This window comes from Nonomuraea sp. NPDC047529, from assembly GCF_040642995.1.
Classification (GTDB): Bacteria; Actinomycetota; Actinomycetes; order Streptosporangiales; family Streptosporangiaceae; genus Nonomuraea.
In genome coordinates, this window is sequence record NZ_JBEYTJ010000006.1 from 46931 (window position 1) to 73428 (window position 26498).

A 26498-nucleotide genomic window follows, 5' to 3' on the forward strand; every position below is an offset into this window, starting at 1 on the left:
GGACCCGCCGGCCGCGCCCGGCCCCGCCTGGAGCGTCGATCAGCACCCGGATCACGGCACCTCCAGCGGAACCCGCGCGCGGAGCCGGTAGCCGCCGCCCGGCAGCGTCCCCACTTCCAGCCGCCCGCCGGCGTTCCCGACCCGCTCGGCCAGCCCGGCGAGCCCGTTCCCCGGAGCACGGGCGTCCCCGTCGTCCATGGGGCCGGTCGGGCGGCCGTCGTCGCGGACCTCCAGGCTGGCCGCCGTCTCACTCACCCCCAGCTCGATCCAGCACCGCCGGGCCCGGCTGTGGCGCAGGACGTTCGTGACGGCCTCGCGTACCGCCCAGGCCAGCAGCACCTCGGCGGCGGCCGGGATGGGCCCGTCGGCCGGCGAGACCCGCACCTCCACCCCGGCCACCTCAAGATTCTGGGTGGCGGTCTCCAGCTCCGCTGACAACGACGGCGTGCGATAGCCCGCGATGGCGAGCCGCACCTCGTCGAGCGCCCGCCGCGCGGCCCCTTCCACCTCACTCATCTCCCGCGCCGCCCGCGCGGCGTCGGTGGTCGCCAGCCGGGCGGCGAGCTGGCTCCTGATGGTGATCGAGGTGAGCGTGTGGCCGAGCGTGTCGTGCAGGTCCCTGGCGAAGCGCAGCCGCTCGTTCTCCACGGCCAACCGCTCCACCTCGGCGTACGCCGCCTGGAGCCGGACCAGCAGCAACCCCATGTGCTTCATGCCGTAGCAGGTCGCCGCCTGCACCGCGATGACGAGCGGCACCCACCACAGCTGCCCGAACGGCACCTCGGCGGCCACCAGGACCAGCACCTCCACGACGGCGGTCGCGGCCGCCGCCGCCGCGAACGCCCGATCGCCCAGCGAGGCCGCGAACGCGCTGATCACGAACACGAACGACGTGTACGCCCACGGCGCTCCGAACAACGGCAGCAGTGCCAGCGCCGACCCGGTCATGCCCGCCAACGCCCACGGCCGCGGCCTCAGTGCCCGCCCGCCCAGCACCCGCCACATGATCGCCAGCCAGCAGGCGGCGAACCCGGCCACCAGCGCCAGCGCCCCCACCACGGCCACGGGCTCAGGACCGGCGGCCAGGAACACCCGCAACGGCCAGACCACCAGCAGCAACCAGACGAAGCAGGTAGCACGGGCCAGCGTGCGGCCCCGCCGGACGGCGGGCTCCCGTGCCGGCGACCTCACAGGGACCGTCACGACGATCGACGGTAGCACCACAGCCCCAGGGCGCCGAAGCCCAGCGTCCACGCCGTCAGCACGCCCAGCCCCGACCAGGTCGGCGGCAGGCCGTCCAGCGCCCGCCACCCCAGTGACCCCGCCTGGTAGGCCGGGCTGTACTCGGCCAGCACCCGCATCCCTTCCGGCATCATCTCGACCGGCAGCCACAGCCCGCCCAGCACCGACAGCCCGAAGTAGACGGCGGTCATGGCCAAGGTCGCGGCCGGCCCCCGCAACGTGTACCCGAAGGCGATGCCCAGCGCCGCGAACGGCAGCACGCCCACCCAGATCAGCGCCACCAGCGCGGGCCAGGTGCCGACGGACAGGCGCACGTCCGACAGCAACGCCCCGGCCGCCAGCACGGCCACGATGCCCGGCAGCGCCCCGGCCGCCCCGCTCAGCAGCTTGGCCGTCACGTAGCCGTGCGCGGGCAGCGGCGTCACCGCGAGCTGCCGCAGCCAGCCCTTGCCGCGCTCCAGCGCGATGGTGTTCCCGATGAACAGCGCGCCCGCCATCGCGCCGTACGTGGCCATCGACACCATCGTGTACGCGGCGAGGTCCCCTTGCCGTCCCTGCGGGGCCAGGTTCAGCACCTTGGTCCACAGCAGGTACAGCGCCACCGGGAACGCCGTCAGCATGACCAGGTTCACCGGACTGCGGAAGCCGCGCCGCAGCTCCAGCCGCACGTAGGCACCCATCAGTCCCGTCCTCCTCCGGTCAGGCTCAGGAACGCGCTCTCCAGGTCCGTGCTCTCCACCCGTACGTGGCGGACCTGCTCGTACGTGGCGAACAGGGCCCGCAGTGTGGCGTCGGAGTCGTTCGTGCGCAGGGTGACGGCGTGGCCCTCGATCACGGTGTGCAGCACGCCGGGCAGCGCTCCGAGCAGGGCCGGGTCCGCGCCGTCCAAGGCGCAGCGCACCTCCAGGCCGCCGACCAGCGACTTGACCGCGGCGACGGGGCCGTCGGCGACGACCTTGCCCTGCGCGAGCAGCACGATCCGGTCGGCGTGGTCGTCGGCCTCGGTCAGGTAGTGCGTGGCGAACACGGCGGTACGGCCCGCGGCGGTCCTGGACCGTACCTCCTGCCACAGGGCGCGGCGGCTCTCCACGTCCAGGCCGACCGTCGGCTCGTCCAGCACCAGCAGCTCGGGATCGCCGACCACGCACAACGCGAACCTGACGCGCTGCCGCTGCCCGCCCGACAACCGGCCGACGCGCTGCCCGGCGAGCTCCTCGACGCCCGCCGCCCGCATCGCCCGCTCAGGCGCCATCGCCCGCGGGTACATCCCCGCCACCGCCCTCACCAGCTCCGCCACCCGCACGTCCTCCAGCAGCCCCGACTCCTGCGGCAGCACTCCGACCCGTCCTGTGCGCAGCGCCTCCAGCGGTGTGCGGCCGAGCACCCGGGCCGAGCCCGTGCCGGGGGCCAGCAGCCCGAGCGCGACGGACAGCAGCGTGCTCTTGCCCGCGCCGTTGGGGCCGAGCACCGCCACCGTCTCTCCCTCACCCACGTGCAGATCCACGCCGCCGAGCGCGGCGATCCGGCCGTAGTGCTTGCTCACGGCCTCCATCTCCAGTGCGTTTCCCATGCGGCCAGCCTGGTCGCCGGGGTGGTGACGGAGGTAGTGCCGTACGTCAGCCGGGCCCGTATGACGGATGTCAGTCGTCCGGGGTCACCTGGGAAGCCTGCGCGTCGCGACGGCCGTGAGCGCCGCGGCGGCCGCCGCCAGCGTGGAGCCGTCGGGGCGGCGGGGGCGAAGATCTGGCTGGGAACGCCGCTTCCCCGGGCTGCTGGCCTCGATCCTCGCCGCCTCCCCGCCACGCCGCCCGGCGGACTGACGATCCGGGGCGGAGCCACCCGCGGGCGTAGGCGTCGGTGATGCAGGTGTACGGGTCGCGCACCACCCACTCGGTGAGTGGGGTGCCGTCCATCCGTGTCAGGACGTACTTGTCCTCCTTGTGCCACAGGGCCTCGGAAACGCGCCTCCCCGCCGGATAGGCGCGCGAGACGGTTTCCGCTGGGACGCCCATGGCGACTGCGAGGGCGGTGGCGGCGGCGAAACCGTCTGCCGGGGTTCCACCGGCGGTTGAGGCTTTCCCGCCCGCCCTTCCAGCGCTCCCCGGCGGAAGTCTCCGGGGCTGGTTCAACGACAGCCTTGACGTATGAGCGCTGGAAGGGCGGGGAACCCGGTGCCGTTCGTGTCCTGCGGCGTTCAGGGGCCGAACCTGGCCCACGCGTTGCCGATGACGGCCGCCGCCGGGGCCGTGAGCGTGGCGGCCGTCGTGCCCGTCCCGCTCACGAAGGCGGCCGTCATCGGCCCTGCGCGGACCACGACCGAGATGAGGAGAGATCATGACTGATGCCCTGCCGGATCCGGTGACCTTCCCGATGCCCCGTGCGGCGGCCTGTCCGTTCGACCCGGCGCCCGAGCTGACCCGCCGCAGCGAGGAATCGCCCGTCTCACGCGTCCGCCTCTGGGACGGCACCACCCCCTGGCTGGTCACCCGCTACGACGACGTCCGCGCGGTGCTGGCCGATCCGCGTGTCAGCGTCGACGTGTCGCAGCCCGGCTTCCCGCACACCAACGCGGTGAGCAAGGCACGCGACGCGCGGATGAAGACGCTGATGCAGATGGACGCCCCCGAGCACACCGCCCATCGGCGCCTGCTGACCGCCGACTTCACGATCAGGAAGATGGAGGCGCTGCGGCCCAGGATCCAGCGGATCGTCGACGACCTCATCGACGACCTGCTCGCCGGCCCCAACCCGGCCGACCTGGTGGAGGCGGTCGCGCTGCCGGTCCCTTCGCTGGTGATCTGCGAACTGCTCGGCGTGCCCTATGCGGACCGGGCCTTCTTCCAGCGCGTGGCCGGCGAACTCGTCATGGACGAGGGCGACCCCGCGCGGGCCCTGGCCGCCGCCGAGGAGCTGAACGCCTACCTGGAGGCGCTGGTGCAGGCCAAGAGCGACAAGCCGGGCGACGACATCCTCAGCAGGCTGGCCGTGGAGCAGTACAGGACGGGGGCGATGACCCTGAACGAGATCTCCACGATGGGCCAGCTCCTGCTGGTGGCCGGGCACGACACCACCGCCAACATGATCGCGCTCGGCACGGCCGCGCTGCTGGCCCACCCCGGCCGGCTCGCGGCGGTGCGTGACGGCGACCCGGCGCTGGTGGCCGACGCCGTCGAGGAGCTGCTGCGCTATCTGTCCATCACCCACACCGAGGCCCGCCGCGTCGCCCGCGAGGACCTGGAGGTCGGCGGCACGGTGATCCGGGCGGGCGAGGGCATCGTCGTCGTGAAGAGCACCGCCAATCGGGACCCGTCGGCCTTCCCCGACCCCGGCGTCCTCGACGTCCGCCGCAAGGCCCGTCACCACGTCGCCTTCGGGTACGGCGTCCACCAGTGCCTGGGGCAGTCGCTGGCCCGGGTGGAGCTCCAGGTCGTCTACGGCACGCTCTACCGGCGCGTCCCCACGCTGGCGGCGGCCGTGCCGCTGGAGGAGCTGGACTTCAAACAGCAGGCCGTCTTCTACGGCGTCCGCGAACTGCCCGTCACCTGGTGATCGAACGAAGGAGTCAAGCACATGAAGGTCACCGTGGATCAGGACGCCTGCACCGGCTCGGGGCAGTGTGTCCTCGTCTGTCCCGACGTGTTCGACCAGCGCGAGGATGACGGCATCGTCGTCCTGCTGCGGGACAGCCCGGAACCGGGGCTGCGTGAGGGCGTCGGCGAGGCCGCCCGGCTCTGCCCGGCCCGCGCGATCACGCTGAGCGGGTCGTGAGCCGGCCCTCCCGGATCGTGGTCGTGGGCGCCTCGGCGGCGGGCCTGACCGCCGCCGAGGCCCTGCGCCGCGACGGATTCACCGGCTCGCTGACCCTGGTCGGCGCGGAGCGGCGGGAGCCCTACGACCGGCCCCCGCTGTCCAAGCAGATCCTGCTCGGCAGGTGGACGCCCGATCGCGTGACGCTGGGCCGCCACGAGTCCCGCGCCGCGCTGGGCGCCGACTGGCGGCTCGGCGTCGCCGCCACCGGCCTCGACACCGGCGCGCGCGAACTCGCCCTCTCCGACGGCGGCGTCCTGCCCTACGACGGGCTGGTGATCGCCACCGGCGTCGTCCCGCGCCGGCTGCCGTCAGGACACGAACTCGGCGGCGTGCACGTGCTGCGCACCCTCGGCGACGCCCTCGCCCTGCGGGAGGGGCTGCTCGCCGCCCGGTCGGTGGTCGTCGTCGGCGCGGGCTTCCTCGGAACGGAGGTCGCCGCCGTCGCCCGGCGGCTCGGCCTGGACGTCACCCTGGTCGATCCGCTCCCCGCGCCGTTGACCGACCGGCTCGGCGACCGGGTGGCGCGACTGCTGGCCGGCCTGCACACCGGGCACGGCGTCCGCCTGCGCCCCGGCACCCTGGTCACCGGCCTGACCGGCCACGACGGCCAGGTGGACGGTGTCGACCTGGACGGCGGCGCGCACGTCCCGGCCGACCTGGTGCTCGTGGCCGTCGGCTCGGCCCCGGCGACCGGCTGGCTGACCGGCAGCGGCCTGGACGTGGAAGACGGCGTCAAATGCGACCACCGGTGCCGGGCCGCGCCCGGCGTGGTCGCCGCCGGCGACGTCGCCTCCTGGTGGCACCCCCGCTTCGGCCGCCTGCGCGTCGAACACCGGCTGAACGCCACCGAGCAGGGCACGGCCGCAGCCAGGACGCTCCTCGGCGGGCAGACCCCCTTCGCGCCCGTGCCCTACTTCTGGACCGACCAGTACGACGTGAAGATCCAGGTCCACGGTGTCACCGGCGGCGACGCCCGGTTCCAGGTCGTCGCCGGGGACCCCGCCACCGGCCGGTTCGCCGGCCTGTACGGCAGGGACGGCCACGTCATCGGCGCCATGACCTGGAACCTGCCCCGGCAGGCACGCGAGCTCCGCCGCCACGTCGCCGAACGGACCCCGTGGCGGCAGGCGACCACCGGATGACCCGGCGCTCGACCGCGCATCAGCGGGCCCGTCCGTGACGGGCCTTCGCCCTCTTCGACGCGATCGGCGCCGTGGTTGCGGACGTCCCGTTTGAGGGCCTGGGTGTCATGCCCGAGGCGCTGGGCGAGCTCGGCGGCGGCGGTCGCGGGCACTTCGTGGATGAGGCGCAGCAGATCGTCGGTCCAGGGGCCGCGGCGGCCGGCCTTGTCGATGCCGGCCGGCCGCCGCCGTATTCCGGCTGCCTCCTCGGCGTCCAGGGCACCGCGTTCGCGGACTGCCACGCGGGGAGGCCAACGATGGGGCGCCTCGTGGCGCGGTGTGCCTCACGTCATGCTGCCGCCTGTGAGCGCGGTGGCGAGCTTGTCCATGGCGGACGTCGCGGACGGGCTCGCGGTGGGGCCGAGCGCGGTGAGGCTGGCCATCAGGGCGGCGATCTCGCGCAGGTCGAAGGCGATGGCGGGGATACGGCCGTGCCGGCCGAGAGCGACTCCTCCGCCGCGGCCGGTGGTGACGTCGATGGGGACGCCGGACTGCCGGAGGCGTTCGACGTCACGGGCGATGGTGCGTGCGGAGACGCCGAAGTCGCGGGCGAGGGTGCCGACGGTGATGCGATCGGCGACGGCGTGGAGCCGTTCGATGAGGTGTTGCTGGCGCTCGACACGGCGCACCGTCAGGTGGTTCTCGCGCGAGGCAGCGGACTTCGCGGACGACTTCATGTCGAAGGATCGTAACCATGACACAGGCCTGTCCAGGTTCGTGGCTAACGTGACATCCCATGAGCGAGAACACCGTCGTGCGCGAGTTCCTCGACCGATACGCCCGCGCCCTGCTCGCCGAGACGGCGCACAGCGCCTGGGCCGACGTCACCCGGCACCATGAGGGCAGCGCCACCGAACGCCACCTCTGTCACCTCATCGACACGGTGCCCCCGCTGACCCCTCTCGGCCGATGAGCGCTCCGGCGTTCAGGATCGAGCCCGCGTCGGCGGACCGCTTCGACGACGTCTCGACCATGCTCGCCCCCAGAAGGCCGGGCACGACCGCCTGCTGGTGCCTGAGCCATCGCATCGATCCCGCGGTCAACCGCGAACTCGGTCCCGACCAGCGGCCGGGCTACATGCGACGCCTGTGCCGACAGCCGGTCGCACCGGGTGTCCTGGCCTATGACGTCGATGAGGTCGTCGGCTGGGCCGGTGTCGCGCCCCGCGTCGAGGTGTATTCCGTCGCCCACAACAGCAGGATCCCCAAGATCGGCGACGACCTCGCGATCTGGTCGATCTGGTGCCTGAAAGTCCGTGCCGGCCATCGCGGCCGGGGGGTGGCGAGGGCGCTGATCGACGGCGCGGTCCGGTTCGCACGCGAGCACGGCGCCGCGGCCGTCGAGGGCTACCCGGTCGACAACGACGGCAAGAAGATCGACACCATGCTGGCGTTCGTCGGTACCCGCTCCCTGTTCGAGTCCGCCGGCTTCGTCAAGATCGCCGACACCGGGGCGACGGCCGCCGGAGTGCCGCGCATCGTCATGCGACTCGGCGGTTGAGGCCGGGCGGCGCCACGGTCCGATCCGCGGGCCGGACAGACGCGGCGCTCGCCGTGCTGTTCCGAGGCGCTCAGTAGAGAATCCACAGTTCGTAGTGCGGCTGCCCGTTCTCCCAACTGCTCCGGAACCATGGGCACTTGTAGCCGCGTCCCCATCGCACACCGTCCCTGTGGCACGCGTTGTAGCCCTCCGAGTTGAGCTTCGCGACAGAGCACCCAGAGGGGCCCCGGAAGCCGCGGGCAGGGAAGAACGAATCCTGGGCGAAGAGGGGGTGAGGTGGCGCCACACTCGATCCTGGGCCCGCCAGGAAGCGCGACCTGACCTTCTCCAACCCGACGACCTCGCCGACGAGCTCGATCAGGCGCCGCAATGGTGATCTTTTTGGGTCAAGACGCCGCGTTCTGGCTGGTCGGCATGCTGATGCTCCGGGACGCAACCCACGCGAGCACCTGTGTCGTCAGCTCAGCATGGTTGGCGCCGACGGCGTGGAACACGGTCGTGATCAGCTCTCGGCCCTGTGCCGCGTCCGCCAGGGCGTCGTCGATCCACTCCTGCGGCGCTTCACGCTCACGCAGCCGGCGTTTCCGCTCGTCATCAGGGCAGTCCAGCAGAGCCCAATGGACCGGCCCGTCCCATCGCACGAACGCGGGCACCTCGCCGGCGTCGGGGATCGGACACATCAGCAGCACGGGATGACCGGCCCGGCGCACCATGGTCACGATGCGTCGCCACATCCGGTCGTAGGCCGGCCAGATCGGCGCCGCCTCGGGTACCGCGATGGGCACACCGATCAACTCGCCGTCCTCGAGCAGCTCGTCCATGTCCATCACGACCAACCCGTCCGCCGCCTGGAGGAGGTGCGGCAGCAAAGTCGTCTTGCCCGCGCCGGGCGCCCCCGCGAGCAGGTACAGGGGTGCGTGAATGCCCTTGAGACGATCTCCCATCCAGCCGATGGTAGCCAGCCGGACGTTGAGGTGCCGAGCATGGAAGGCGGACGTCGGGACGCTCCCGGCGTCATCGGCGTGTGTGGCCGTCGTCCGCGGCCGACGTGGCGCGGGTCAGGGCCTCGTGCCGGTAGTCCTTGGGCGGCAGGCCGTACCTGGCGCGAAAGGACTTGCTGAGGTCGGCGGCGCGGACGAATCCCCAGCGGGCGGCGATGACATGGATGGGCTGCGCGGCCAGGCTCGGATCGGCCAGGTCGGCACGGCAGTGCTCCAGGCGGCGGCGCCGGATCCAGGCTGTCAGCGTCGTGCCCTGACGCTGGAACAGCAGTTGCAGGTAGCGCACGGAGATGTGGTGCCGGTGGGCGATCGCGCGGGGCGTCAGGTCGGCGTCGGCGAGGTTGTGCTCGACGAACGTCCGGATGCGCGCCATCAGGGCAAGCTGCCGGGTCTCGGGCGACAGGCGGTCCTGCGCGTTCAGCAGATGGGCGAGGAAGGCCAGGGCCAGGTCCAGGGTGGCGGCGCCGAGGCGCTTCACGTCAGGTAAGGACATGGACTGCGCCTCGCGCACCAGCGTCCTGAGGTAGCCGGCGAGGATCGCGCCGAAGCCGCCGCCCGCGGGCACCGCGTGGGCCAGGAGCGCGTCGACCTTGCCGGACGGCAGGGGCAGCTCGGATTTGGGCAGATGCACGATGATCGCCCGCGCCGGCCCCGGCCCGTCGAACGCACCGCCCTCGTAGGGGTGCGAGGTGTCCCACATCACCAGGTCGCCGGCCCCCATCCGGGTGTCGTTGCCGCCCTGGGAGATCCACATCGTGCTCCCGACGATCAGGGCGAGCTCGTACCTCTCGGGGTCGGAGCGGCGGATCAGCGCGGGCGTGCGCACCGAGCTGAGCGCCGGGAACGACATGGTCGTCACCTGTACGGTGTCCAGGTCGATCGCCCCCGCCGAAGCCCGGAAGTCGGCGGCATGGTCGCTGGTGACCCGGATGGGCGCCACGTCGCGGCTGATCAGGTCGCACCACCAGTCGAATCGCTGGTCGGGCGGCAGGTCCGTGCTGTGCAGGGTGACGATTCCCAATTTCACCTCTCACGCCGTGATCTCGAGCTTCCGAGACGTACTCGATGTGACGAGAAGCCCAGCCGATGCGACGATCGCGGCGCCCCCCGCCGACCACATCATCCGCCATCCCGAGGCCGCGTCGGCCGGCCGGACCGGGGTGCGAGCCGGTGTCCGTGCCGTCGTCGCCAAGGAACAGTGCGCGCTCCGCCAACGACTTCCATGATCCGCCGTGCCTATGCTGCCCACGTCGGACCGCCGAACGGGGTTCTCCACCACACGTTCGACGCAGCGGCCATGGTCGTCACGGCCGGGACCACACATCGGAGGACGTATGCGGCCACGACTCAAGAACGTCGCCTGGGAACGGATGGGGGAGGAGCTCCGCCTCGTGTACGACCTGCGTGACCAGTTGATCGTGACCGACCCCGGCGGTCAGGTGGAGAAGCTCCTCGCCCTGCTGCGCGAGGGCGGGCGCACCGTCGGCCAGCTCGCCGGCGAACTCGCGCTCCCCGTCCAGGACGTGCTCGGCGCGATCGAGGCCCTCGACGCCGAGCGACTGCTGGAGGACGGCGATCGCCTGGGCGTCCTCGACGCCGCCGAAGCCGAGCGCCACTTCAGCAACCTGGCCTTCTTCGAGTCGTTCGGCACGTTGTCGCGCAGCCGCGAGGACCTGCAACGCCGGCTGCGCGAGTCGCACGTGCTCGTCCTCGGCACCGGCGGCCTCAACTCCAACACGATCCCGCATCTCAGCGGGCTGGGCGTCGGCAGGATGACGCTGGTCGACAGGGACACCGTCGACGTGCGCAACTTCGCCAGGCAGTACCTCTACCGCTGGGAGGACCTCGGCGCCAGGAAGGTCGAGCGGGCGGCGGAGTGGGTGCGCGCCTTCGATCCGGCCATCAAGGTCCAGGCGATCGACACGGGCGTCGAGAGCGCCGGGCAACTGGCCGAGCTCCTCGACGAGACACGCCCCGACGTGGTCGCCTCGGGGATCGACCAGCCCAAGGAGGTCGACCTCTGGGTCAACGCGGCCTGCGTGGGGCACGGCGTGCCGTTCGTACGCGGCGGCATCACGGTCACCAAGGGGATCGTCTGGTCGGTCGCGCCAGGGGAGAGCGCCTGCAGGGCCTGCGTCCCCGCCGATCCGACCAGGCCCGACGGCCACGCCGATCCCGACGAGCCCGCGCTGAGCGCCGAGATCGCCGCGGCCCGCCTGTTCTACAGCAGGCCGCAGCCCAACAGGGGCATCGGGCCCGTCGCCGGCCTGCTCGGCGCGCTCCACGCCTTCGAGGTGCTGCGCTACCTGACCGGTTTCGAGCCACCGGCGTACGCCGGTCGGCCACTCACCATCGACTTCGCCGGCGCCTGCGCCATGAGTCAGGCCGAGTGGTCCCGCAATCCCGACTGTGTGACCTGCGGAAGGAGTTGACCACCATGAAGATCGAGATCGTGCGGATCGAGAACACCCGCCTGACCGGGCTGAACACGCCCGACTCCTGACCATCGAGGGCGCACCCCGGCCGAGGCAGGGGTGCGCCTCTCTTGTCGCTCCGCGAGCTCCAGGAGGACGGATGTCCGCCATCGTTGACAGGGACCTGCGCGAACGGGCCGCCCGGCTCACCGTCGCCTTCGACGGTGACGCCTGGATCCTGGGCCGCCCCGACCTCGGAATCTTCGTCGCGGTGCCGGAGCCGGGCGCGGTGTTCGTCACCACACTGCAGGAGGGCGGCTCGGCCGCCGAGGCCGCGAGGCGGGCCAGCGAGGTGGCGGGCGAGGAGGTCGACGGCGCCGACTTCCTCGACGGTCTCACCGGCGCCGGCCTGCTCGACCCGCCCGCACCTCCCGAGGAGCGAGCCCCCAGCGGCTGGATCGAGGGACTCGGCCAGGACACGGCGGCCAGATTCTTCGGCAGGACCGCCTGGACGTGCTACGCGGCGGCAGCGGTCTTCGTCGTAACCGTCTTGACATTCGCGCCCGACTTGCGTCCTTCATGGGAGGACGCCTGGTTTCTCCCGAGCGCCGCACTGTCGATGCTCACCTACCTGCTGGTCGACATCGCCTTCAGCGCCCTGCACGAGGCGTGGCACTGGGTCGCGGGCAGGGCGCTCGGCGTCCCCGCCACGTTCAGGGTCAGCTATCGGGGCCACTACATCGTCTTCGAGACCGACCTGACCCAGATCGTGAACGTGCCGCGCCGCCGCAGGTACGGGGCCTACCTGGCGGGTATGGCCATCGACGTCGTGGTCGTGGCGACGGCATTGGGGCTGCGGCTGCTCGACAGGGCCGGGATGCTCACACTGCCCGAGACGCTGAGCGGTCTTCTCGGCGCGGTGGTGTTGTATCGGCTCGTCGGGATCGTCTGGCAGTGGGCCGCGGTGCCCATGCGCAGTGACGGCTACGCCGTACTGGCCAACGCGTTGCGCTGCCACAACCTGTACCGGGTCACGTGGCTGACCGCCAAGGCCGGGCTCTTCCGGCTGCCTCCCGCCGAGGCGGCCGAGCTGGCCTCGGCGGGCGAGCGTGATCGGCACGTGGCGCGCTGGTTCGCCCTGCTGTACGTGGCGGGGGTCGTGGTCATGGCCGGCATGTTCGTGCTCGTGGCCCTGCCGCTGCTGCTTGCCCTCGCTCAGTGGGGCCTGGTACGGCTGAGCGCCGGCGCGACAGGTTCGGCCGCGTTCTGGGAGGCGCTCGCCGTGACGGCGTACGTGGCGACACAGCTTGCCCTGCCCCCACTCCTCGCACTGAGGGAACGCCGACTGCGCAGGTCGGGCAGGCTCCTCTGAAAGGATGCTGCCCACCGGCCAGTACTACGGGAACTCCACGTTGCGTCGCATCGCACGGGGAGATCCGGGGCAGCCGCTCCATGCGGACGCTGACAGCAGGCCGCGCAGTCCCCTTCGCCGCCCGTACGCGCCGCCGCGGCGTCCGGGGCCTGCTCCTGCCCGCGATGGCCAGGCCGCTGACGCGGCCGACGGGCAGGAGAGGCGGGACGTCATGCGGCGGCGACGTGTCGTGATCAGCCGGTGTAGCGCGGCTTGACGGCGACCGGCTCCCTCGGCCCCGCCGTCCGCTCGACCCTGGGCCGGCTGTCGGCGGGCGCCGGGGAAGGCACTGCGGAGGGGGCGGCGGAGGGCACCGCGGCGGGCTTCCTGGGCTCGGCCGAGGCAGTCCCCGAGAACCCGGCGACACCCGCCGCGAGGGCCAGCGCCGCGCAGGCGCCGACGAGGATGTTTCTGATCTTCATAGGGTTCCTCTCATCCTTCGAACAGGGCCTCAGCCCTTGACGACGACCGGAGTGCCGATCGCCAGGTTCTTCGCCATCCAGGTGATGTCGTCGTTGCTGACCCGGACGCAGCCATGGCTGGCCCGCGTGCCGATGGCGGAAGGTCTGTTCGTCCCGTGGATCGCCAGCTGGCCGGGGCCGCCGGCGAAGCTCTTCAGCACCGGCGAGAAGCCGCTCAGCCCGAAGGCGTAGGCGCCGTAGGCCCCGCCGTCACCGGTGGGCTGCACCAACTCGGTGAAGAAGTAGCGGCCCGGAGGCGTCGGCGTCCCCGCCTCGCCGGTCGCGACCCGGCCCGTCCTGACGGCCCGGTCGTCGTCGTAGACCGTGAAGCGGAACGCCCCGCGATCGATCTCCACGTGGTGGGAGGTCTCCGTGAGCGTCACGTCGGCGGCCTTGATCCAGCCCTTGCTGCCGTTCGGCCGGATCGGCAGCAGCACCTGGAGCCAGTCGCCCTCGTCGCGTTCCACCAGGAAGACGCGCGTCGCGCCGTAGTCGTTGGGACTGGTGATCGTCCTCTGGACCGCGCCCTGTTTGTCCCGATAAATCGTGATCCGGGCCCTCTTGGCGCTCGCGATCTTCGATCTGGCGCCGCCCGCCGGGGTGCTCGCCGAGCCGGGGCGTACGGCGCTGCCGGCGCTGTCTGCACCGGCCGCACGGTCCGTGCTGCCGGCGCTGCCCGCGCAGCCCGCCAGCAGGAAGGCGAGTGCCGTCGCCGCGGCCGTACGAAGCAGGTTGGGTCTCACCCGGCGCAGCCTGGCGACAGAATGTGTGGAACCTGTTTGCCTGTCGTGCGAATCCCGTATGCACTCTCGGAGTGCGCATAACCTCGGGCCATGTGCGCGTACGTACTGGTCGCCGAGGACGACCCCAAGCAGGCCGAACTGCTCAGGCGCTACCTGGAGCGGGAGGGCCACGAGGTCCGCGTCGTGCACGACGGACGTTCGGCGATCGACGAGGCCCGGCAGGGAGACCCCGGCCTCGTGCTGCTCGACGTGATGATGCCGAAGGTCGACGGGCTGGACGTCTGCCGGGTGCTGCGCGGCGAGTCCGACCTGCCGATCCTGATGTTGACGGCCAGGTCCACCGAGGACGACCTGCTGCTCGGGCTCGACCTCGGCGCCGACGACTACGTCACCAAGCCGTACAGCCCGCGCGAGCTGATGGCCCGCGTGCGGACGCTGCTGCGCCGTACGGGCAGGTCGCCGGAGGCCGGCCGGCTGTTCCGGGCGGGCGATCTCGTCGTCGACCCGGTCAGGCACGCCGTCACCGTGGCGGGCACGCCGGTGGACTGCACGCTCGCGGAGTTCCGGATCATCGAGACGCTGGCCGCCGAGCCGGAACGGGTGTTCAGCAGGAAGCAACTGCTGGAGCGCGTCCACGGGTTCGACCGGTTCATCACCGAACGCACGGTCGACGTGCACGTGATGAACCTGCGCAAGAAGATCGAGCCCGACCCGCGCCGGCCGTCCCGGCTGTTGACCGTGTACGGCGTCGGCTACAAGCTGACCCAGGCATGAGGTCGCTGTTCGTCAGGCTGCTCACGAGCTCGGCCGTCGTGGCGGTCTGCTCGATCACGGCGACGGCGTGGCTGGCCGCCAACAGCACCTCCGGCGCGATCCAGCGCGAGCAGGGCCAGACGCTGGCCAGCGACGCCCAGATCAACAACAGCCTGCTCGGCTACGCCTCCCGCCATCCCGACTGGTCCGGCGTCGCCGCCACCGTACGCGACCTCGCCGCCGCCAACAGCCGCCGCATCGCGCTGACCACCGAGAAGGGCGCCCTCATCGCGGACTCGGCGTCCGCCGGGACAGCGCTGCCCGCCCGGGTGTCGGCCGTCGTCGATCCGCTGGCCGTGGACGTGACCCTGGTGCCGGGGGCGGCCGAGGACCGCATCGATCCGCGCGCGGTGGGCCCCTTCCTGCTGCCCGACCGTGACCGTGCCCGGCTGGGGAAGGCCGCCGACGCCTACGCCGTCTGCATGAGACGTACCGGGCAGGCCGTACGGACGACGGTCTCCCACACCGGCAGGCCCTCCGTGACGACGACCGGCGAGGGTGTCCCGCGGGAGCCGAGCCAGCCGAGCCCGGTCCCGGCGGTGACGGCCCCCTGCGACGCCGTCACCTTCAACGCGCCGACGCCCACCGAGAAGACCGCGTTGAAGCAGCTCAACCTCCTGGTCGGCAGATGCCTGAAGGGCAAGAACGCGGAACGCGGCTCGGTCGGCCTCGACTTCACCTGGATCTCCAAGGAGAGGCGGCCGGCGTCGTCGGCCGCCGAACCCGGCCAGACGATCTCCTCCTGCATCGTCACCGCCCGCAAGGAACAGCTCGATCCCTACGTCGCTCCGGCCGCCTACCTGTACATCGGATCCCCCGCCGAGGCCACCGGCCCGCGCATCCCGCTGCCCTCGATCGCCGGCGCCGCCCTCCTCGTGCTCGTGCTGACCGTCGGCGTCAGCGTCATGGCGGCCAGACGCCTGGTCGGCCCGGTCAACGCGCTCACCCACGCCGCCCGGCGGATGCGCGACGGGGACAGCTCCGCCCGCGTCCAGGTCAGGACGACCGGCGAGATCAGCGAGCTCGCCACGGCGTTCAACGAGATGTCCGAGCATCTCCAGCGCATGGAGGAACAGCGCAAGGCCATGGTCAGCGACGTGTCCCACGAGTTGCGCACCCCGCTGAGCAACCTCAGAGGCTGGCTGGAGGCGGCACAGGACGGCGTCGCCGAGCTGGACCCCGCGCTGATCGCGTCCCTGGTCGAGGAGCTCCTGCTGTTGCAGCACATCGTGGACGACCTCCAGGACCTCGCCCTCGCCGACGCGGGCAAGCTCCGCCTGCATCTCGAACCCGTCCACCTCGGCGACCTCCTCGACCAGGTGGCCACCGCCCACCGAGGCCGCGCCGAAGCCGCCGGGCTCACCCTGACCACCGGGATCACCGGCACTCCCGCCCTGACCGCCGACCCCGTACGACTCCGCCAGGCCGTCGGCAACCTCGTCACCAACTCCCTGCGCTACACGCGGGCCGGCGGGCACATCACGCTGACCGCCCGCCAGGACGGCGACCACGTGATCATCGAGGTGGCCGACACGGGGATCGGCATCCGCGCCGAGCACCTTCCGCACGTCTTCGACCGGTTCTGGCGGGCGGAGAAGTCCCGCAACCGCCGCACCGGGGGCAGCGGCCTCGGCCTCGCCATCGTCCGCGACCTGGCCGAGGCGCACGGCGGCACCGCCACCGCCACCAGCACCCCGGGCGTGCGCACCACCTTCACCCTGCGCCTTCCGGGCGAGGACCCGTCCTAGGGTGACGGGGATGACGGGATCGGCGACCTCCTCCAGCTCGGCTGCCGGCATCGACTGAGGGATCAGCTCCCCGGATGCCGGAAGACGTGGAACTCCATGTCGGTCCCCTGCGCGAGGCCCAGTTCCGGAGGCAGCGAGGCGAGCGGCTCGCACCCGGCGAAGGCGCGCCGCAGGGAGTCGTGGGCGATCACCTGAGGGGTCTTGACGACGATCAGGCACGCCGTCCCCTGCCGGGAGGCGGCGATGTCGGCGACGATCCGCGGCACGGGCGGCGAGGTGCGGGTCAGGTCCAGGCCCTGCTCGGTGAAGGCCGGACCCCAGGGCGGCTCGACGACGTAGACGTCGAACGGGCTCCGCCGGCATCCACTACTGCCCGGCCGCCCACTTCTGCCGTCTGATCGTCCACACGCTCGTCAGAGCCCTGCGCCGCCGCCTGCCGGACCTGCGTCTGGACCTGGCGGTCTGCTCCGCGCCACCCCGTACCGACCTGGGACTGAACGGCCCGGCCCAGGTGACCGTCCACTGGCCGCGACCAACGGAAAGGATCATCACCCGATGACGACGACCGACCTGACCCCTCAGCAACTCGGCGGCAACTGGCTGCTCAAGGCGGAACTCCGCGACTACCAGGCCGACGACTCCATCGAGTCCCTGGTCACGACCTTCTGCTCATCCGCATCACCGGGCTCGTCGGCACCGGCAAGGGCAACGGCAGGATGTGGGACGGCACCCCCGGCGTCAACGACTACACCAAGCCGGTGGTCGGATGGGGATTCACCTACAAGAACCAGTCGCTGTGCATGTCCGGCGCGACCTCCGGAGCCTCGTGCGGCCGAACCGTGGACTACAAGTACAGCGAGGTCTGCGGCAAGGACATCTACGGCAACCAGGAGTGCTACAGCAACCTGGTCTCGGCCGAGCAGCGGGTCGACAGCTCCCGACACGGCGACAGCGGAGGGCCGGTCTTCGAGCTGACCGGCGGCGACGCCCAGGTCCGCGCGATGGGCACGGTCACGGGCAGCATCACCAAGGACTGGATCATCACCAAGGACCAGTGGTTGTTGTTCCAGGAGTTCGCCACCGCCGTCCGGGACTTCCCGGGACTCGAACCGGCACTCGACCTCGGTCCCGATCCCGTGTAGTTCACGGCCTCCCGGATGGTCCCCGTACCTCGGCCGGACCGGGGCGGACCCTCGGCCGGCTGCGCGCGTATCCTGCTCTCGTGGCACTGCGGTTCGAGACACGCGCGTCCGACTCACCGTGGGTCGACGCCGTGTGGAGCTGTACGAGCGAGCACGTCGCGGAGATGACGTCCGTCGCGGCGGTGTGCTGGGGCCTGGTCTTCTGGGAGCGCGAGGGCAGGGCGTACGCGGGCATCTCCGGTCCCGAGACCAGAAGCGGCACCGCGCAGGTGCCGGAGGGCGCGACCTTCGTCGGCATCGAGTTCGCCGTGGGCACGTCGCTGCGCGCCGTCCCCCCGCCGACTCTGGTCGACGGGGGCGTCGAGCTCCCCGACACCATGCGCAGGACCTTCGTGCTGGACGGCGTCCGCTGGGAGTCTCCCGCCCCCGACGACGCCGAGGCCCTGGTCGACCGTCTGGTCCGCGTCGGAACCCTGGTCCGTGACCCGCTCGTCACCGACGTTCGCCGAGGCCGCCGTCCAGCGGTCTCGGGGCGCACCCTCGAACGCCGGTTCCGGGCGGCGACCGGGCTGACCCAGGGCGCCGTCCGGCAGATCGAACGGGCCCGCAAGGCCTCGGTGCTCCTGGCCGCCGGCGTATCAGTCGCCGACGTCGTCTCGGGGCTCGGGTATTTCGACGAGCCACATCTGGCCCGCGCGCTGCGCCGCTACGTCGGGCGCACGGCGCGGCAACTCCGGGAGGGCACCGGCGGCGCCATCGCCCTGGACCTGGGTCAGCTGACGACGTCGTAGATCAGTTTCACGACACCGTTGGGGTAGGCGGCGGACGCGCGGAGGCTCAGCACCTGCTTGTCCTTGTCCGCCTCGCTGAACAGGCTCTTCCCGGCGCCGAGCAGCACGGGGAAGACGAGAAGGTTGTACCGGTCGATCAGGCCCGACTCCGACAGCCGCCGGGCGAGTTCCGCGCTGCCATGGATGAAGATCGCGCCACCTTCGCTCTTCTTGAGCTCGACGACGTCGTCGGCCGAGCGCAGGATCGTCGTCGGCCCCCACCCCTCGACGAGGTCGTCGTCGGACAGCGTGGTCGAGACCACGTACTTGGGCAGGTCCTTGTAGGCGGCGTGGTCCTCCGAGTCACGCCAGATCGGCGCGAACGCCTCGTAGCTCCGGCGGCCGAACATCAGCGCCGTCGTGTCCTCCAGCTCCTCGCCCTTCAGCGAGAAGGCCTCGGGCAGGAACTCGATGTCGTTGGCCACCCAGCCGCCGCTGCGGTGCTCCTCGCCCGGCCCGCCGCCCGGGGAGTCCACAACGCCGTCAAGCGACATGAATCCGGTATAGATCAGATCACGCATGTGCTGTTCTCCTCATGGTCCGGCGACGAGGTCGCCAGATGGATCGTCAAGCGGGCCGCAGCGTCAGGCCGACGCGGTGGCGGAACGCCTGCGCCCATGCTACGAACCGGTCATCGTGACCGTCTTGGACGAAAACGACGCCAGCCCTTCGGTGCGGGCCCGCCGTCGCCCGCCCGGCTGCTCACAGGCGTGTCGCTTCGCCTGTCACGAGACCCGCGCTCTGGAGAATCAGTCCGGTGCCTGTGGAGCGTCTCCTCCAAGGAGACGTCCAGGTAGTAGCCGTGGCTCGTGCCTCCATGGTCGTGGAACAGCGCCTGCAGCATCTCTCCGTAGCGGCTCCGGGCGAGGATGCCTTCCAGGATGACGTGGTAGCCGGCGTTCAGGGCGTGGCGGCACATGGCGTCGAGCAGCCCGATGTTCACGCCGTCCGGCTTGTCGCGTTCGCGGAGGATCTACCGGCGTACGACGTCCTGGCCGATGAGGGCCATGCCGCGTTGGGCGTACGTCTCCCGCACGGTGCGGGCCACGGTGGACTTGCCGGATCCGGAGTTGCCCCGGATGACGATCAGGACCGTGTCCGGTGAGCCGATGTGCACGGTCCGACGGTACAGGGGGGCCGTCCTCAGCGGGTGATCACGCCGGGGTGCGCGGCCTCGAAGTCGGCGAGCCCCTTGGCGGTGAGTCTGAGATGAAGGCCGCCGGCGACGTCCACGGTCAGGGGTTTGTCCCTGCCGTGGAACACCAGGGAGACGTCCAGCTCAAGATAGGTGTTGTCGTGCTGCTCCTCCAGGAAGTTGCGCTCGACGATGTTGGCGTTCCGCGACGCGGCCTCGTCCGCCGTCTTCAGGTTGCCGCCGACGCCGCCGAAGCCGAGGCCCCCGTCCTGCGAGCCGGCGGACCCGCCCGCCCGGGCCGCCACGCCCCGGCCCTGCTCCTGGCCGTGCCCGACCGTGCTCATGGTCTGGGCGTAGACACGCTGCTTGACCAGCGCGGTGGTGATCTCGCGCGCTCCGGTGACGTCGATGCCGACCCTGCCGATCCCCGGGATCACGTACTCATGCGCGAGCAACTGCTCCAGATGGGCGCGCATGGTCCGTTCCTTGGTGGCCTCGGCGAGTGACATGCCGGCCGGGCGGGAGAGCTCGAATCCGCCGGGCCGGTCGGCCAGGGACGGGACCTCGCCCCGGAGTCTCGGCGGCACCGCGCTCATCGGCGCCCATTGCTCGACGAGCGTGGCGGCCGGGAACGCGACCTGGCTGACGTCCCCCTTGGGGACGCCGTCGCCCAGGGTGGCGGACATGGGGTTGGGGCCCGCCGGGTCCGCCCAGCGCGGATCCGCGGCGACGACCGGCGTGCGTCCCGTGACCGGCGTGCCCTGCGGCACCTCCGTGGTGAGGTGTCCCGGCACCAGGACGCCGACCTCGCCGTCCGCGACCGCCCGGGACGTCGAGGTGACCCCGGCGTGCCGGTCGAACATTCTCCCGGCGCCGTCGTGCCCGGTCACCTCGCCCACCTTGAGCAGCACGTTGCGGGCCACGTTCTGCACGGGCTCCAGGAGCGGGCGGACCGGGACGTGTTCGAGCGTGATCTCGAACCTGACCGGGTGCTTGAACTCCTGCGGGGCCTCGCGCGTCTGGTAGCGGTTGATCTCCTTCGCGATCGTGCCCCGCCCGTCCACGGTGTGGGAGTCGCGGTTGTTCGCGAACCCCGCCTCGGCGCCCCTGAGCTCGCCGTCCGAGGACTGCATGTAACGCACGATCGCCTCCGCGCCGTGGTCCGTTCCCGCCTCGCGCACGCTCAGGTCGCCGCTCAGGCGCTCGTTGCGCAGCATGAGGCCGGCGTCAGGACGCTCACCGACGTGGACGCCGTCGTCCACCTCGGCCGTGACCCGGATGCCCACGCGTTCGGTGACCCGGTCGTTCTCGTCCGTGACGAACAACCAGGAGGACACGCCGTTCCCGCGGAGTTCGCCCAGCTTCGTGCCGAGCGCGCCCTGGCTGTAGTTGCCGCGCAGGTGTTCGGCCACCGGATGGTTCGTGAGCTCCTGGCCGTCAGGGAGGAGGCCGTCGCGGCGGAGCAGCCCGAGGATCTCCGGCAGCACGGCCTGCGCGTCGAGGTGCAGGACGAAGGCGGTGTTCAACGCCGCCTCGGGCGCCGCGTAGGCGCGCGTCGTGTGCCCTGCCTGACCGGCGGGGTTCACGGTTTCCGGGCCGTCGAGCCCGTGACGGCGTGCCACCTCGTCGGGAAGCACGAGGTCCATGATCTCTTCCACCCGGACGTACGTGGTCGGGCCCTGTTCGACCGTTCCGCCGCTGGTCCTGGTGGGGGTGACCTCCAGGACCAGGTCCGCGCGGTACCAGTGGGAGGTGCTGCCGTCGGAGTAGGTGACCCGGGACACGTCGCTGCTGCCCAGGTAGGAGCTCTCCACGGCACTGCGTTTCGCGGCGCCGTGCACCCCGGCTCGCGCCACGACCTTGCGTTCCGTTCCACCGGTGTGCGCGGCCCCCGAGCCCTCGCCGTCGCTGAGCGTGACGCGCAGGCCGGTCCTGGCGTGCCCGCCGACCGTACGCCTGCCGCGTTCGGCGTCCAGCGCCCTGGAATTGCTGCTGGAGTAGCTCTCGTGCTCCACCCCGGTCTCGGACTTGACGTGCCTCACCCCGGCCACGTGGGCCTTGACGTGCACGTCGTGCCGCGACCCCGAACGGTCCGACACGGTGTAGTGCAGGCCGTCGGGATGAGACGTGATCATGGTTTCCAGGTTGATCACGTCGGTGGCGGTCTCGAACACCGGCGGCACGTCCAGCCGCTCCGCGGGCGCCGGCAGTTCCGCCCATCGGTGGTAGACCTCGGCCAGCGTCGAGGGAAGGTCGGGCACGGCCCCCATCCGGACGATGGCCGACAACTCGTCGGCCCCGGGCCGCCACAGGTCGGCGGGCCGCTCGGACGACGACTCGACCCGTCCGAGATGCGCGACGTCCTGTGCGAGCACCGGCCTCTGCGGCAGGTGGACGTTCGGCACGAGGACCTCCGCCCTGCTGCCGTGCACCTCCCACGAGGTGTTCAACGTCTCCGTGCCGTCCCGCGAGATCCTCATCCTGACGTCGAAGGAGAGATCCCGCGTGATGGTGAAGCCGCCGCTGGTCTCCGTACGGTCGTACCTCGTGTGGCCCGAGGAGAAGCCGGTGCTGCCGGACTTGGTGCCGCTCCCGGTGAGGGACAGGTTCACCGGGTCGATCTTGAGCCGATCGTTCACGTCGAGGCGCGCGACACCACGCACCTCCGCACGGCCCGTGCGGGAGCTCTCCCGCTGGCTGGTGTCGGTGCGCGAGGTGATCCGGCGCTCGTTGACGGTCAGGTCGGACGCGCCGACCTCGTGCCGCCGGCCCAGCGTGCCCTCGGCCAGGATCTCGACGGTGTAGCCGCCGATCGACCTGTCGTACCTGATGCCGTGGAGGGCGTGCGTCAGGTCGGCCTCCAGCGCCGCGGCGCCGAAGCGGCTCTCGACGTCCCGCATGATCTGCCGTGCGATCTCCGGCGGGAGGTCGGGCAGCGCCCGGGCGACGGCCTGGTGGATCTCCGCGCTGAGCAGCGTCTCCCCATGGACCCGGACGCCGCTGCCGAGCCCCGTCCCCCGACCGGCCGCGAGCGTCTCCGGCTCCAGGACGTGCGGGTCGTAGCCGCGGTTCGGGTGCTCGCCCCTGGCCGGGTACTCGCCGACCGGTTCGTCCAGTGAGAACCCCGCCCGCACGTCGTCCATCTCCCGGTGGAGGTCGGCGAGCTTGCGCTGGATGTCGTTGAACTCTCCCAGCGGGCGCAGATCGTGCCCGAAGACGTCCTGCTCCATCCGGGACGCGTCGCGGGTCGGGACGATCAGCTCGGCGGGCACCTCCACCTCGAAGGTGCCGAGCTTGTCGGTCTCGACCTGCAGCCGCATGCGGGCGTCGTACATGGTGACGTCGCCGAGCCTGGTCAGGACGGTGTGGTTGCCGTGCGCCCTGTTGGTGGACGTGACATGGTCCGTCCCGTAGCCGACCCCGCCGACGGCCCTCGCGACGACCTCCGCGCGGTCACCCAGCGGCAACCCGATCTTGCCGCCCGCGTGGACGCCGACGCTCGCGCCCTGCCGGTACGACGTGCCCTCGCTCTCGCGCCGCCCCAGGTCGTCCCGGAACATCGTCTCGACCGGCGAGCGCCCGCTCCCGTCGATCGGCTCGACCCGCGTGATCTCGCCGGTGATCCGGACGGAGTCCTCCGCCGACCGCAGCAGGGACGTCTTGTACCGGATCGCCTCGGACGAGACCCCGCTCGACAACATCGACTGGCTGCGGTTCTTCATCCCCTGCTCGCTGAGCAGGCTGGAGGTGAGATGGTCGGTGATCCTGACCACCTCGCCCGCGGGCAGCCCCGCCGCCAGCCCCCGGCGCTGCACCTCCAGCACGAGAGGCGTGACGTCCAGGCCGGTGATGGCGATCCCGTGGTCACGGAACCTGTGCCCCGCTCCTTCCGGCACCTCGTGGCGGGGGAGCGGCGCGGGGTGGTCGGCGCTCAGCAGCGGCCCTTCCCGGGTGAACTGCTTGGGGAAGGGGATGGTCAGCGAGAGGTCGGGGACCGCCGCGGTCCGGGTGACCTTCTCGCCGTCACGGTAGATGTCGAGGGAGATGCCCGTGGCGAAGTAGTCATGGGCGGGGGAGATGGCCTTGTGCCCGCTGATGACCTCGACGCCGTTCGTGTGGGTCGTCCGTGCCGTGCTGCTGACGCCCGACCGGGGCAGGGCGTTCGCCTCGGCCTCGTCCGGTGACTGGTAGAGCCCCTTCATCAGCCCCGCGGTGCGATCCAGTGAGGTGCCCCGCGAGGACTTGCCCTCCACGCCGTCCCCGCCGAAGGCGACCGGCTTCTCCGGGGCCAGACCCGGCTGCTCCACGTGCGTGAACTCGCTCGGCCTGAGCTTGAGGTAGATCACCTTGTCCCCGACGCCGAGCGCCACGCCTCTTTGCAGGTGGTTGGTCCACACGTCGCGGTCGCCGCTGGAGAGCGCCTCCGTCAGCCAGAGGCGGATCACGGCCCGTTCCCGCGGGACGATGCCCGTGATGCCGGCGGTCATGGCCTGCGCCGCCGCCCTCGGGTCCACCGGCACCCTGACGTCGTGCACGGCGGTCTCGCCCAGAGCGCCGATCTCGACGACGCGAGGCGGATGGATCTCGGGCTTCGGAACCCCCGCGTCGGCGGACGCGAGCTGGGACGTCAGACCCTGGAGCACGTCGGACGCCAGGTCGGGGCGGTGCCAGGCGGGCGATGCGATGGTCTGCTGGTTGTGGTTCACCGCCTCCTGGACCGCGTCCGCGCCGGTCCTGGGCCCGGGGCGTCCGTCCGGGCCGGAAGGCAGGGGTGAGGCCAGGTGCTGGCCGTCCGCGCCGAGCGCGCTGGACGTGATGCCCTTGGCCAGCAGGTCCCAGCTGAAGTTGCCCTGGACCATCATGGTGCCGGCCGTCGTGATCCCGCCGGCCAGGGCGAACTGCCCGGCCTGGCCGTACAACGAGGAGTGGGCCGCCGCCAGCAGCTTCTCGGCCGTGGACATCTCGGCCCTGGTCAGACCGGCCCGCAGCGTGGGGGTGGCCAGGCTGCTCAGCCCGCCCGAGGCCAGTCCCATGAGCCCGCCCATGGCGGCGCCGCTCACCGCCGAGATCGCGAGCTGACGGAGATCGATGTCGTCCCTGCGGCCCTGCAGCAGCTGCGTGCCCTGGATGCCCAGGTCCATCCCGGTCACGATCCCGGCGAAGAGCAGCATGTTGCGCCGGCACTGCCTGGCGATCTGCCCGACCGTCAGCCGGGCGAGCTGCAGCCGCGGCGGAATGAGCGCCAGACTCGCCCCGCCGGTGGCCAGGGCCGCGGCCAGCAGATATCCCAGTTGCACGATCAGCAGCCAGACGGTGACCTCGATCATGTACTTGGCGTACTGGATCTGCACGCCCACGCCGTTGAGCGCCACCGCGGCGTCCACGAGCCGCTTGACCGCGAGGGCGACCTGACCGCCCGCCACCTTGCCGACGTGGGCGGCGAAGGCCAGATGGGCTTCCCCGTCCCAGTCCTTGCCGATCCTGCGCGCGCTGCCCGGCAGGTCGGCGCCCGTGCCCTCGACGAGCCGGTGCGCGGCGATCACGCAGGCGTCGGCCAGCCGGAAGCAGCCGGTCTCGTCCCCCTCCGGCCAGTCCATGCCGACCACCCAGCCGATGTACGGCTTGGCGAACTCGGGCACGAGGAACCCGTCGAACCCCATGGACGATCAGTCTCGGGTGACGGGGGGAGGGTGCTCCGCCGCCTTGTAGTTGCGGGCGCTCGCGTTCAGCCCCAAGGCGACGTCTTCGAGTTCGTCGATGAACGTCGTCAGGGCGTCGAAGATGCCGCGCTCCATCTCGGGCAGCTTCTTGGCCAGCTCCGCGCCGTACTCGTCGTCGCCGAGGGTGTTCCTGTCCCGGTTGAAGGCGGCGCGGAGGTCGGCGCGCACCTGCTCCACGTTCCCCGCGAACAGCTCGTACGTCCTGGCTTCCCGGTACAGCGCCTCCCGCCGTACGTTGAAGCCGCTCACGGGGCCGGCTCCACGGGGCCGGGGAAGAACGCGTCGAGCGTGGCCCGCTCCCCGAAGACCTCCTCGTACGGCACGCCGTCCGGCATGAGGGGGTTCAGCAGCTGCCGGCTCTGCTCGGAGACCGCGGCGGTGGCCGCGTCGGCCTGCTGCATGATGGCGTCGGCCAGTTGGGTGGGGGACAGGCTGCGATATGCCCGGGGGCTCAGCTCGACGCCGCGCAACTGACCGTGGCGGCCGACGGTCACGCTCACCATTCCGTCCGCCGACCGTGCCGTGTGCTCCAGGGCGGAGAGCTCTCCGAATGCTTCGCGTACGCGGGCCACCTGCTGGTTGATCTCGTCCGCGAGCGCGCTGACCTCCGCCTCGAACGCATCCGCCACAAAAACACCTTTCGCCCGCCTAATACCGGAAGGCATCATACGTCACCATTTTTTACAGGATTACGGGTAACCGTATCGTTTACCTTCTGTTAACAGAAGTGTCACGAGGTGGCCGAGTGCCCGCCGGGGAGTCCCGTAACGCGGCCCGGGCGTCGCTCGATCGAGCGGGTGTGACGAGAAGAACCCCGGTGAAGGCCATGATCCCGCCCAGGAGACCGACAGCCGACGCCTCCTCTTCCGACAGGCAGAGCTACGGCCAGGTCATCAACGTCGTCGCAGGCAGTGTCACCGTCGCGGCCGGCGTACTCGGGGTGTCCGGCGTCACGGCGGGTGTCGCCACCGCGCCGCTGCGCAACGTCACCAGCGTCCTTCTCGTCGTGATGTGGGTGATCATCGCCTGGTCGTACATCGGCAACGCGAGCAGTTCCAGCCAGAACGCGGTGGGCTGGGCGGCCTTCCTGGGCGGGATCGCCGCGGCCACGGTTCTCCTGGCCGTCGTCGTGACCCGCCACCTTCACTGGCCGGCCTCGGAGACCTGCGATACACCTTCTCCATCGAGCTCCCGAGGCACGGAAGCGGGAAGTGGGTCGGCATAAGCGCCCGGCTCGGACCGGAGAACCCCTCGAACATCCCCGTCGCGAACAAGTGCGGGCACGCCGGACTTCCCAAGGAGGGCATCACCTGCACACTCGTGCGGCTCCCGTGATGGCCGGTGCGC

At 71.5% G+C, this 26498-nt stretch carries 30 protein-coding genes; 13 read left to right on the forward strand and 17 right to left on the reverse strand.

Translation table 11 applies throughout. The features are described from left to right. Positions 1–51: 51 nt before the first annotated feature. The 3 genes from ABZ815_RS11895 to ABZ815_RS11905 are packed head-to-tail and all read right to left on the reverse strand — an operon-like array spanning position 52 to position 2812. Positions 52–1203: a sensor histidine kinase gene (locus ABZ815_RS11895; protein ID WP_357696751.1), complete on the reverse strand. Its 1152-nt coding sequence runs from the start codon at positions 1201–1203 to the stop codon at positions 52–54. After that, entirely contained in the window at positions 1200–1922 is a 723-nt protein-coding gene (locus tag ABZ815_RS11900) for an ABC transporter permease (protein ID WP_357696753.1), read from the reverse strand. The genes ABZ815_RS11895 and ABZ815_RS11900 overlap by 4 nt, the downstream gene beginning before the upstream one ends. Continuing rightward, positions 1922–2812 (reverse strand): ABC transporter ATP-binding protein, encoded by an 891-nt coding sequence (locus ABZ815_RS11905; protein WP_357696755.1) that lies wholly within the window; start codon positions 2810–2812, stop codon positions 1922–1924. Before ABZ815_RS11905 ends, ABZ815_RS11900 begins: the two co-directional genes overlap by 1 nt. A gap of 67 nt (positions 2813–2879) precedes the next feature. On the opposite strand from ABZ815_RS11905, the gene ABZ815_RS11910 reads away from it, so the two are divergent. The 5 genes from ABZ815_RS11910 (at position 2880) to ABZ815_RS11930 (ending at position 6194) form a co-directional block, all read left to right on the forward strand. Beyond that, positions 2880–3062 carry a hypothetical protein gene (locus ABZ815_RS11910; protein ID WP_357696757.1) on the forward strand — a complete coding sequence of 61 codons (183 nt, stop codon included), beginning with the start codon at positions 2880–2882 and terminating at the stop codon, positions 3060–3062. Between the two features lie 324 nt (positions 3063–3386). Beyond that, entirely contained in the window at positions 3387–3584 is a 198-nt protein-coding gene (locus ABZ815_RS11915) for a hypothetical protein (protein WP_357696759.1), read from the forward strand. Further along, the gene (locus ABZ815_RS11920; protein ID WP_357696761.1) at positions 3577–4791 is read left to right on the forward strand and encodes a cytochrome P450; all 1215 of its coding nucleotides are present in this window, start codon (positions 3577–3579) and stop codon (positions 4789–4791) included. Before ABZ815_RS11915 ends, ABZ815_RS11920 begins: the two co-directional genes overlap by 8 nt. A gap of 21 nt (positions 4792–4812) precedes the next feature. Then, complete coding sequence (locus ABZ815_RS11925; protein ID WP_357696762.1) at positions 4813–5010, forward strand: ferredoxin; 198 nt, start codon at positions 4813–4815, stop codon at positions 5008–5010. Further along, complete coding sequence (locus ABZ815_RS11930) at positions 5007–6194, forward strand: FAD/NAD(P)-binding oxidoreductase (RefSeq protein ID WP_357696764.1); 1188 nt, start codon at positions 5007–5009, stop codon at positions 6192–6194. Before ABZ815_RS11925 ends, ABZ815_RS11930 begins: the two co-directional genes overlap by 4 nt. Before the next feature lie 323 nt (positions 6195–6517). On the opposite strand, the gene ABZ815_RS11935 is transcribed toward ABZ815_RS11930, so the two are convergent. Beyond that, positions 6518–6910: an HTH domain-containing protein gene (locus ABZ815_RS11935; RefSeq protein WP_357696766.1), complete on the reverse strand. Its 393-nt coding sequence runs from the start codon at positions 6908–6910 to the stop codon at positions 6518–6520. A 59-nt stretch (positions 6911–6969) separates the two neighbouring features. Here ABZ815_RS11935 and ABZ815_RS11940 point away from each other — a divergent pair, with 59 nt between their 5' ends. Then, positions 6970–7146: a hypothetical protein gene (locus ABZ815_RS11940; RefSeq protein ID WP_357696768.1), complete on the forward strand. Its 177-nt coding sequence runs from the start codon at positions 6970–6972 to the stop codon at positions 7144–7146. Then, entirely contained in the window at positions 7143–7733 is a 591-nt protein-coding gene (locus ABZ815_RS11945) for a GNAT family N-acetyltransferase (protein ID WP_357696770.1), read from the forward strand. Before ABZ815_RS11940 ends, ABZ815_RS11945 begins: the two co-directional genes overlap by 4 nt. Positions 7734–8119: 386 nt before the next feature. Here ABZ815_RS11945 and ABZ815_RS11950 read toward each other — a convergent pair whose 3' ends face one another. Beyond that, complete coding sequence (locus ABZ815_RS11950) at positions 8120–8677, reverse strand: AAA family ATPase (protein ID WP_357696772.1); 558 nt, start codon at positions 8675–8677, stop codon at positions 8120–8122. A gap of 70 nt (positions 8678–8747) precedes the next feature. Beyond that, the gene (locus tag ABZ815_RS11955; RefSeq protein ID WP_357696774.1) at positions 8748–9761 is read right to left on the reverse strand and encodes a helix-turn-helix domain-containing protein; all 1014 of its coding nucleotides are present in this window, start codon (positions 9759–9761) and stop codon (positions 8748–8750) included. Positions 9762–10068: 307 nt separating this feature from the next. Here ABZ815_RS11955 and ABZ815_RS11960 point away from each other — a divergent pair, with 307 nt between their 5' ends. Both ABZ815_RS11960 and ABZ815_RS11965 read left to right on the forward strand, forming a co-directional pair. After that, complete coding sequence (locus ABZ815_RS11960) at positions 10069–11166, forward strand: ThiF family adenylyltransferase (protein WP_357696776.1); 1098 nt, start codon at positions 10069–10071, stop codon at positions 11164–11166. Positions 11167–11308: 142 nt separating this feature from the next. Then, the gene (locus ABZ815_RS11965; RefSeq protein WP_357696778.1) at positions 11309–12520 is read left to right on the forward strand and encodes a hypothetical protein; all 1212 of its coding nucleotides are present in this window, start codon (positions 11309–11311) and stop codon (positions 12518–12520) included. Between the two features lie 233 nt (positions 12521–12753). On the opposite strand, the gene ABZ815_RS11970 is transcribed toward ABZ815_RS11965, so the two are convergent. Together ABZ815_RS11970 and ABZ815_RS11975 are read right to left on the reverse strand one after the other, a co-directional pair. Beyond that, positions 12754–12981 carry a hypothetical protein gene (locus ABZ815_RS11970; RefSeq protein WP_357696780.1) on the reverse strand — a complete coding sequence of 76 codons (228 nt, stop codon included), beginning with the start codon at positions 12979–12981 and terminating at the stop codon, positions 12754–12756. A 29-nt stretch (positions 12982–13010) separates the two neighbouring features. Next, positions 13011–13763, reverse strand: coding sequence for a L,D-transpeptidase (locus tag ABZ815_RS11975; RefSeq protein ID WP_357696782.1), 753 nt, complete (start codon positions 13761–13763; stop codon positions 13011–13013). A gap of 90 nt (positions 13764–13853) precedes the next feature. On the opposite strand from ABZ815_RS11975, the gene ABZ815_RS11980 reads away from it, so the two are divergent. Both ABZ815_RS11980 and ABZ815_RS11985 read left to right on the forward strand, forming a co-directional pair. Beyond that, positions 13854–14537, forward strand: coding sequence for a response regulator transcription factor (locus tag ABZ815_RS11980; RefSeq protein ID WP_357696784.1), 684 nt, complete (start codon positions 13854–13856; stop codon positions 14535–14537). Then, a complete protein-coding gene (locus ABZ815_RS11985; RefSeq protein WP_357696786.1) occupies positions 14534–16324 on the forward strand; it encodes an ATP-binding protein in 1791 nt (596 codons plus the stop codon). Before ABZ815_RS11980 ends, ABZ815_RS11985 begins: the two co-directional genes overlap by 4 nt. Positions 16325–16386: 62 nt before the next feature. Here the strand turns inward: ABZ815_RS11985 and ABZ815_RS11990 are convergent, their stop codons facing one another. Beyond that, a complete protein-coding gene (locus tag ABZ815_RS11990) occupies positions 16387–16590 on the reverse strand; it encodes a hypothetical protein (protein ID WP_357696788.1) in 204 nt (67 codons plus the stop codon). Between the two features lie 100 nt (positions 16591–16690). Continuing rightward, positions 16691–16873 (reverse strand): hypothetical protein, encoded by a 183-nt coding sequence (locus ABZ815_RS11995; protein WP_357696790.1) that lies wholly within the window; start codon positions 16871–16873, stop codon positions 16691–16693. 167 nt (positions 16874–17040) lie between these two features. Here ABZ815_RS11995 and ABZ815_RS12000 point away from each other — a divergent pair, with 167 nt between their 5' ends. Both ABZ815_RS12000 and ABZ815_RS12005 read left to right on the forward strand, forming a co-directional pair. Next, positions 17041–17466 (forward strand): hypothetical protein, encoded by a 426-nt coding sequence (locus ABZ815_RS12000; protein WP_357696792.1) that lies wholly within the window; start codon positions 17041–17043, stop codon positions 17464–17466. Positions 17467–17546: 80 nt separating this feature from the next. Further along, positions 17547–18257 (forward strand): helix-turn-helix domain-containing protein, encoded by a 711-nt coding sequence (locus tag ABZ815_RS12005; protein ID WP_357696794.1) that lies wholly within the window; start codon positions 17547–17549, stop codon positions 18255–18257. Here the strand turns inward: ABZ815_RS12005 and ABZ815_RS12010 are convergent. From ABZ815_RS12010 to ABZ815_RS12040, 7 genes are all read right to left on the reverse strand, one after another. Further along, entirely contained in the window at positions 18239–18817 is a 579-nt protein-coding gene (locus ABZ815_RS12010; RefSeq protein ID WP_357696796.1) for a dihydrofolate reductase family protein, read from the reverse strand. The genes ABZ815_RS12005 and ABZ815_RS12010 overlap by 19 nt on opposite strands. A 110-nt stretch (positions 18818–18927) precedes the next feature. Further along, positions 18928–19239, reverse strand: coding sequence for a hypothetical protein (locus ABZ815_RS12015; RefSeq protein ID WP_357696798.1), 312 nt, complete (start codon positions 19237–19239; stop codon positions 18928–18930). Between the two features lie 30 nt (positions 19240–19269). Further along, a complete protein-coding gene (locus tag ABZ815_RS12020; RefSeq protein ID WP_357696800.1) occupies positions 19270–19413 on the reverse strand; it encodes a zeta toxin family protein in 144 nt (47 codons plus the stop codon). Positions 19414–19439: 26 nt separating this feature from the next. Continuing rightward, entirely contained in the window at positions 19440–25091 is a 5652-nt protein-coding gene (locus ABZ815_RS12025) for a hypothetical protein (protein ID WP_357696801.1), read from the reverse strand. A 6-nt stretch (positions 25092–25097) separates the two neighbouring features. Further along, positions 25098–25400 carry a hypothetical protein gene (locus ABZ815_RS12030; protein ID WP_357696802.1) on the reverse strand — a complete coding sequence of 101 codons (303 nt, stop codon included), beginning with the start codon at positions 25398–25400 and terminating at the stop codon, positions 25098–25100. Continuing rightward, positions 25397–25780: a YbaB/EbfC family nucleoid-associated protein gene (locus tag ABZ815_RS12035; protein WP_357696804.1), complete on the reverse strand. Its 384-nt coding sequence runs from the start codon at positions 25778–25780 to the stop codon at positions 25397–25399. Before ABZ815_RS12035 ends, ABZ815_RS12030 begins: the two co-directional genes overlap by 4 nt. Before the next feature lie 250 nt (positions 25781–26030). Further along, the gene (locus tag ABZ815_RS12040; protein ID WP_357696806.1) at positions 26031–26261 is read right to left on the reverse strand and encodes a hypothetical protein; all 231 of its coding nucleotides are present in this window, start codon (positions 26259–26261) and stop codon (positions 26031–26033) included. Positions 26262–26498: the final 237 nt, after the last annotated feature.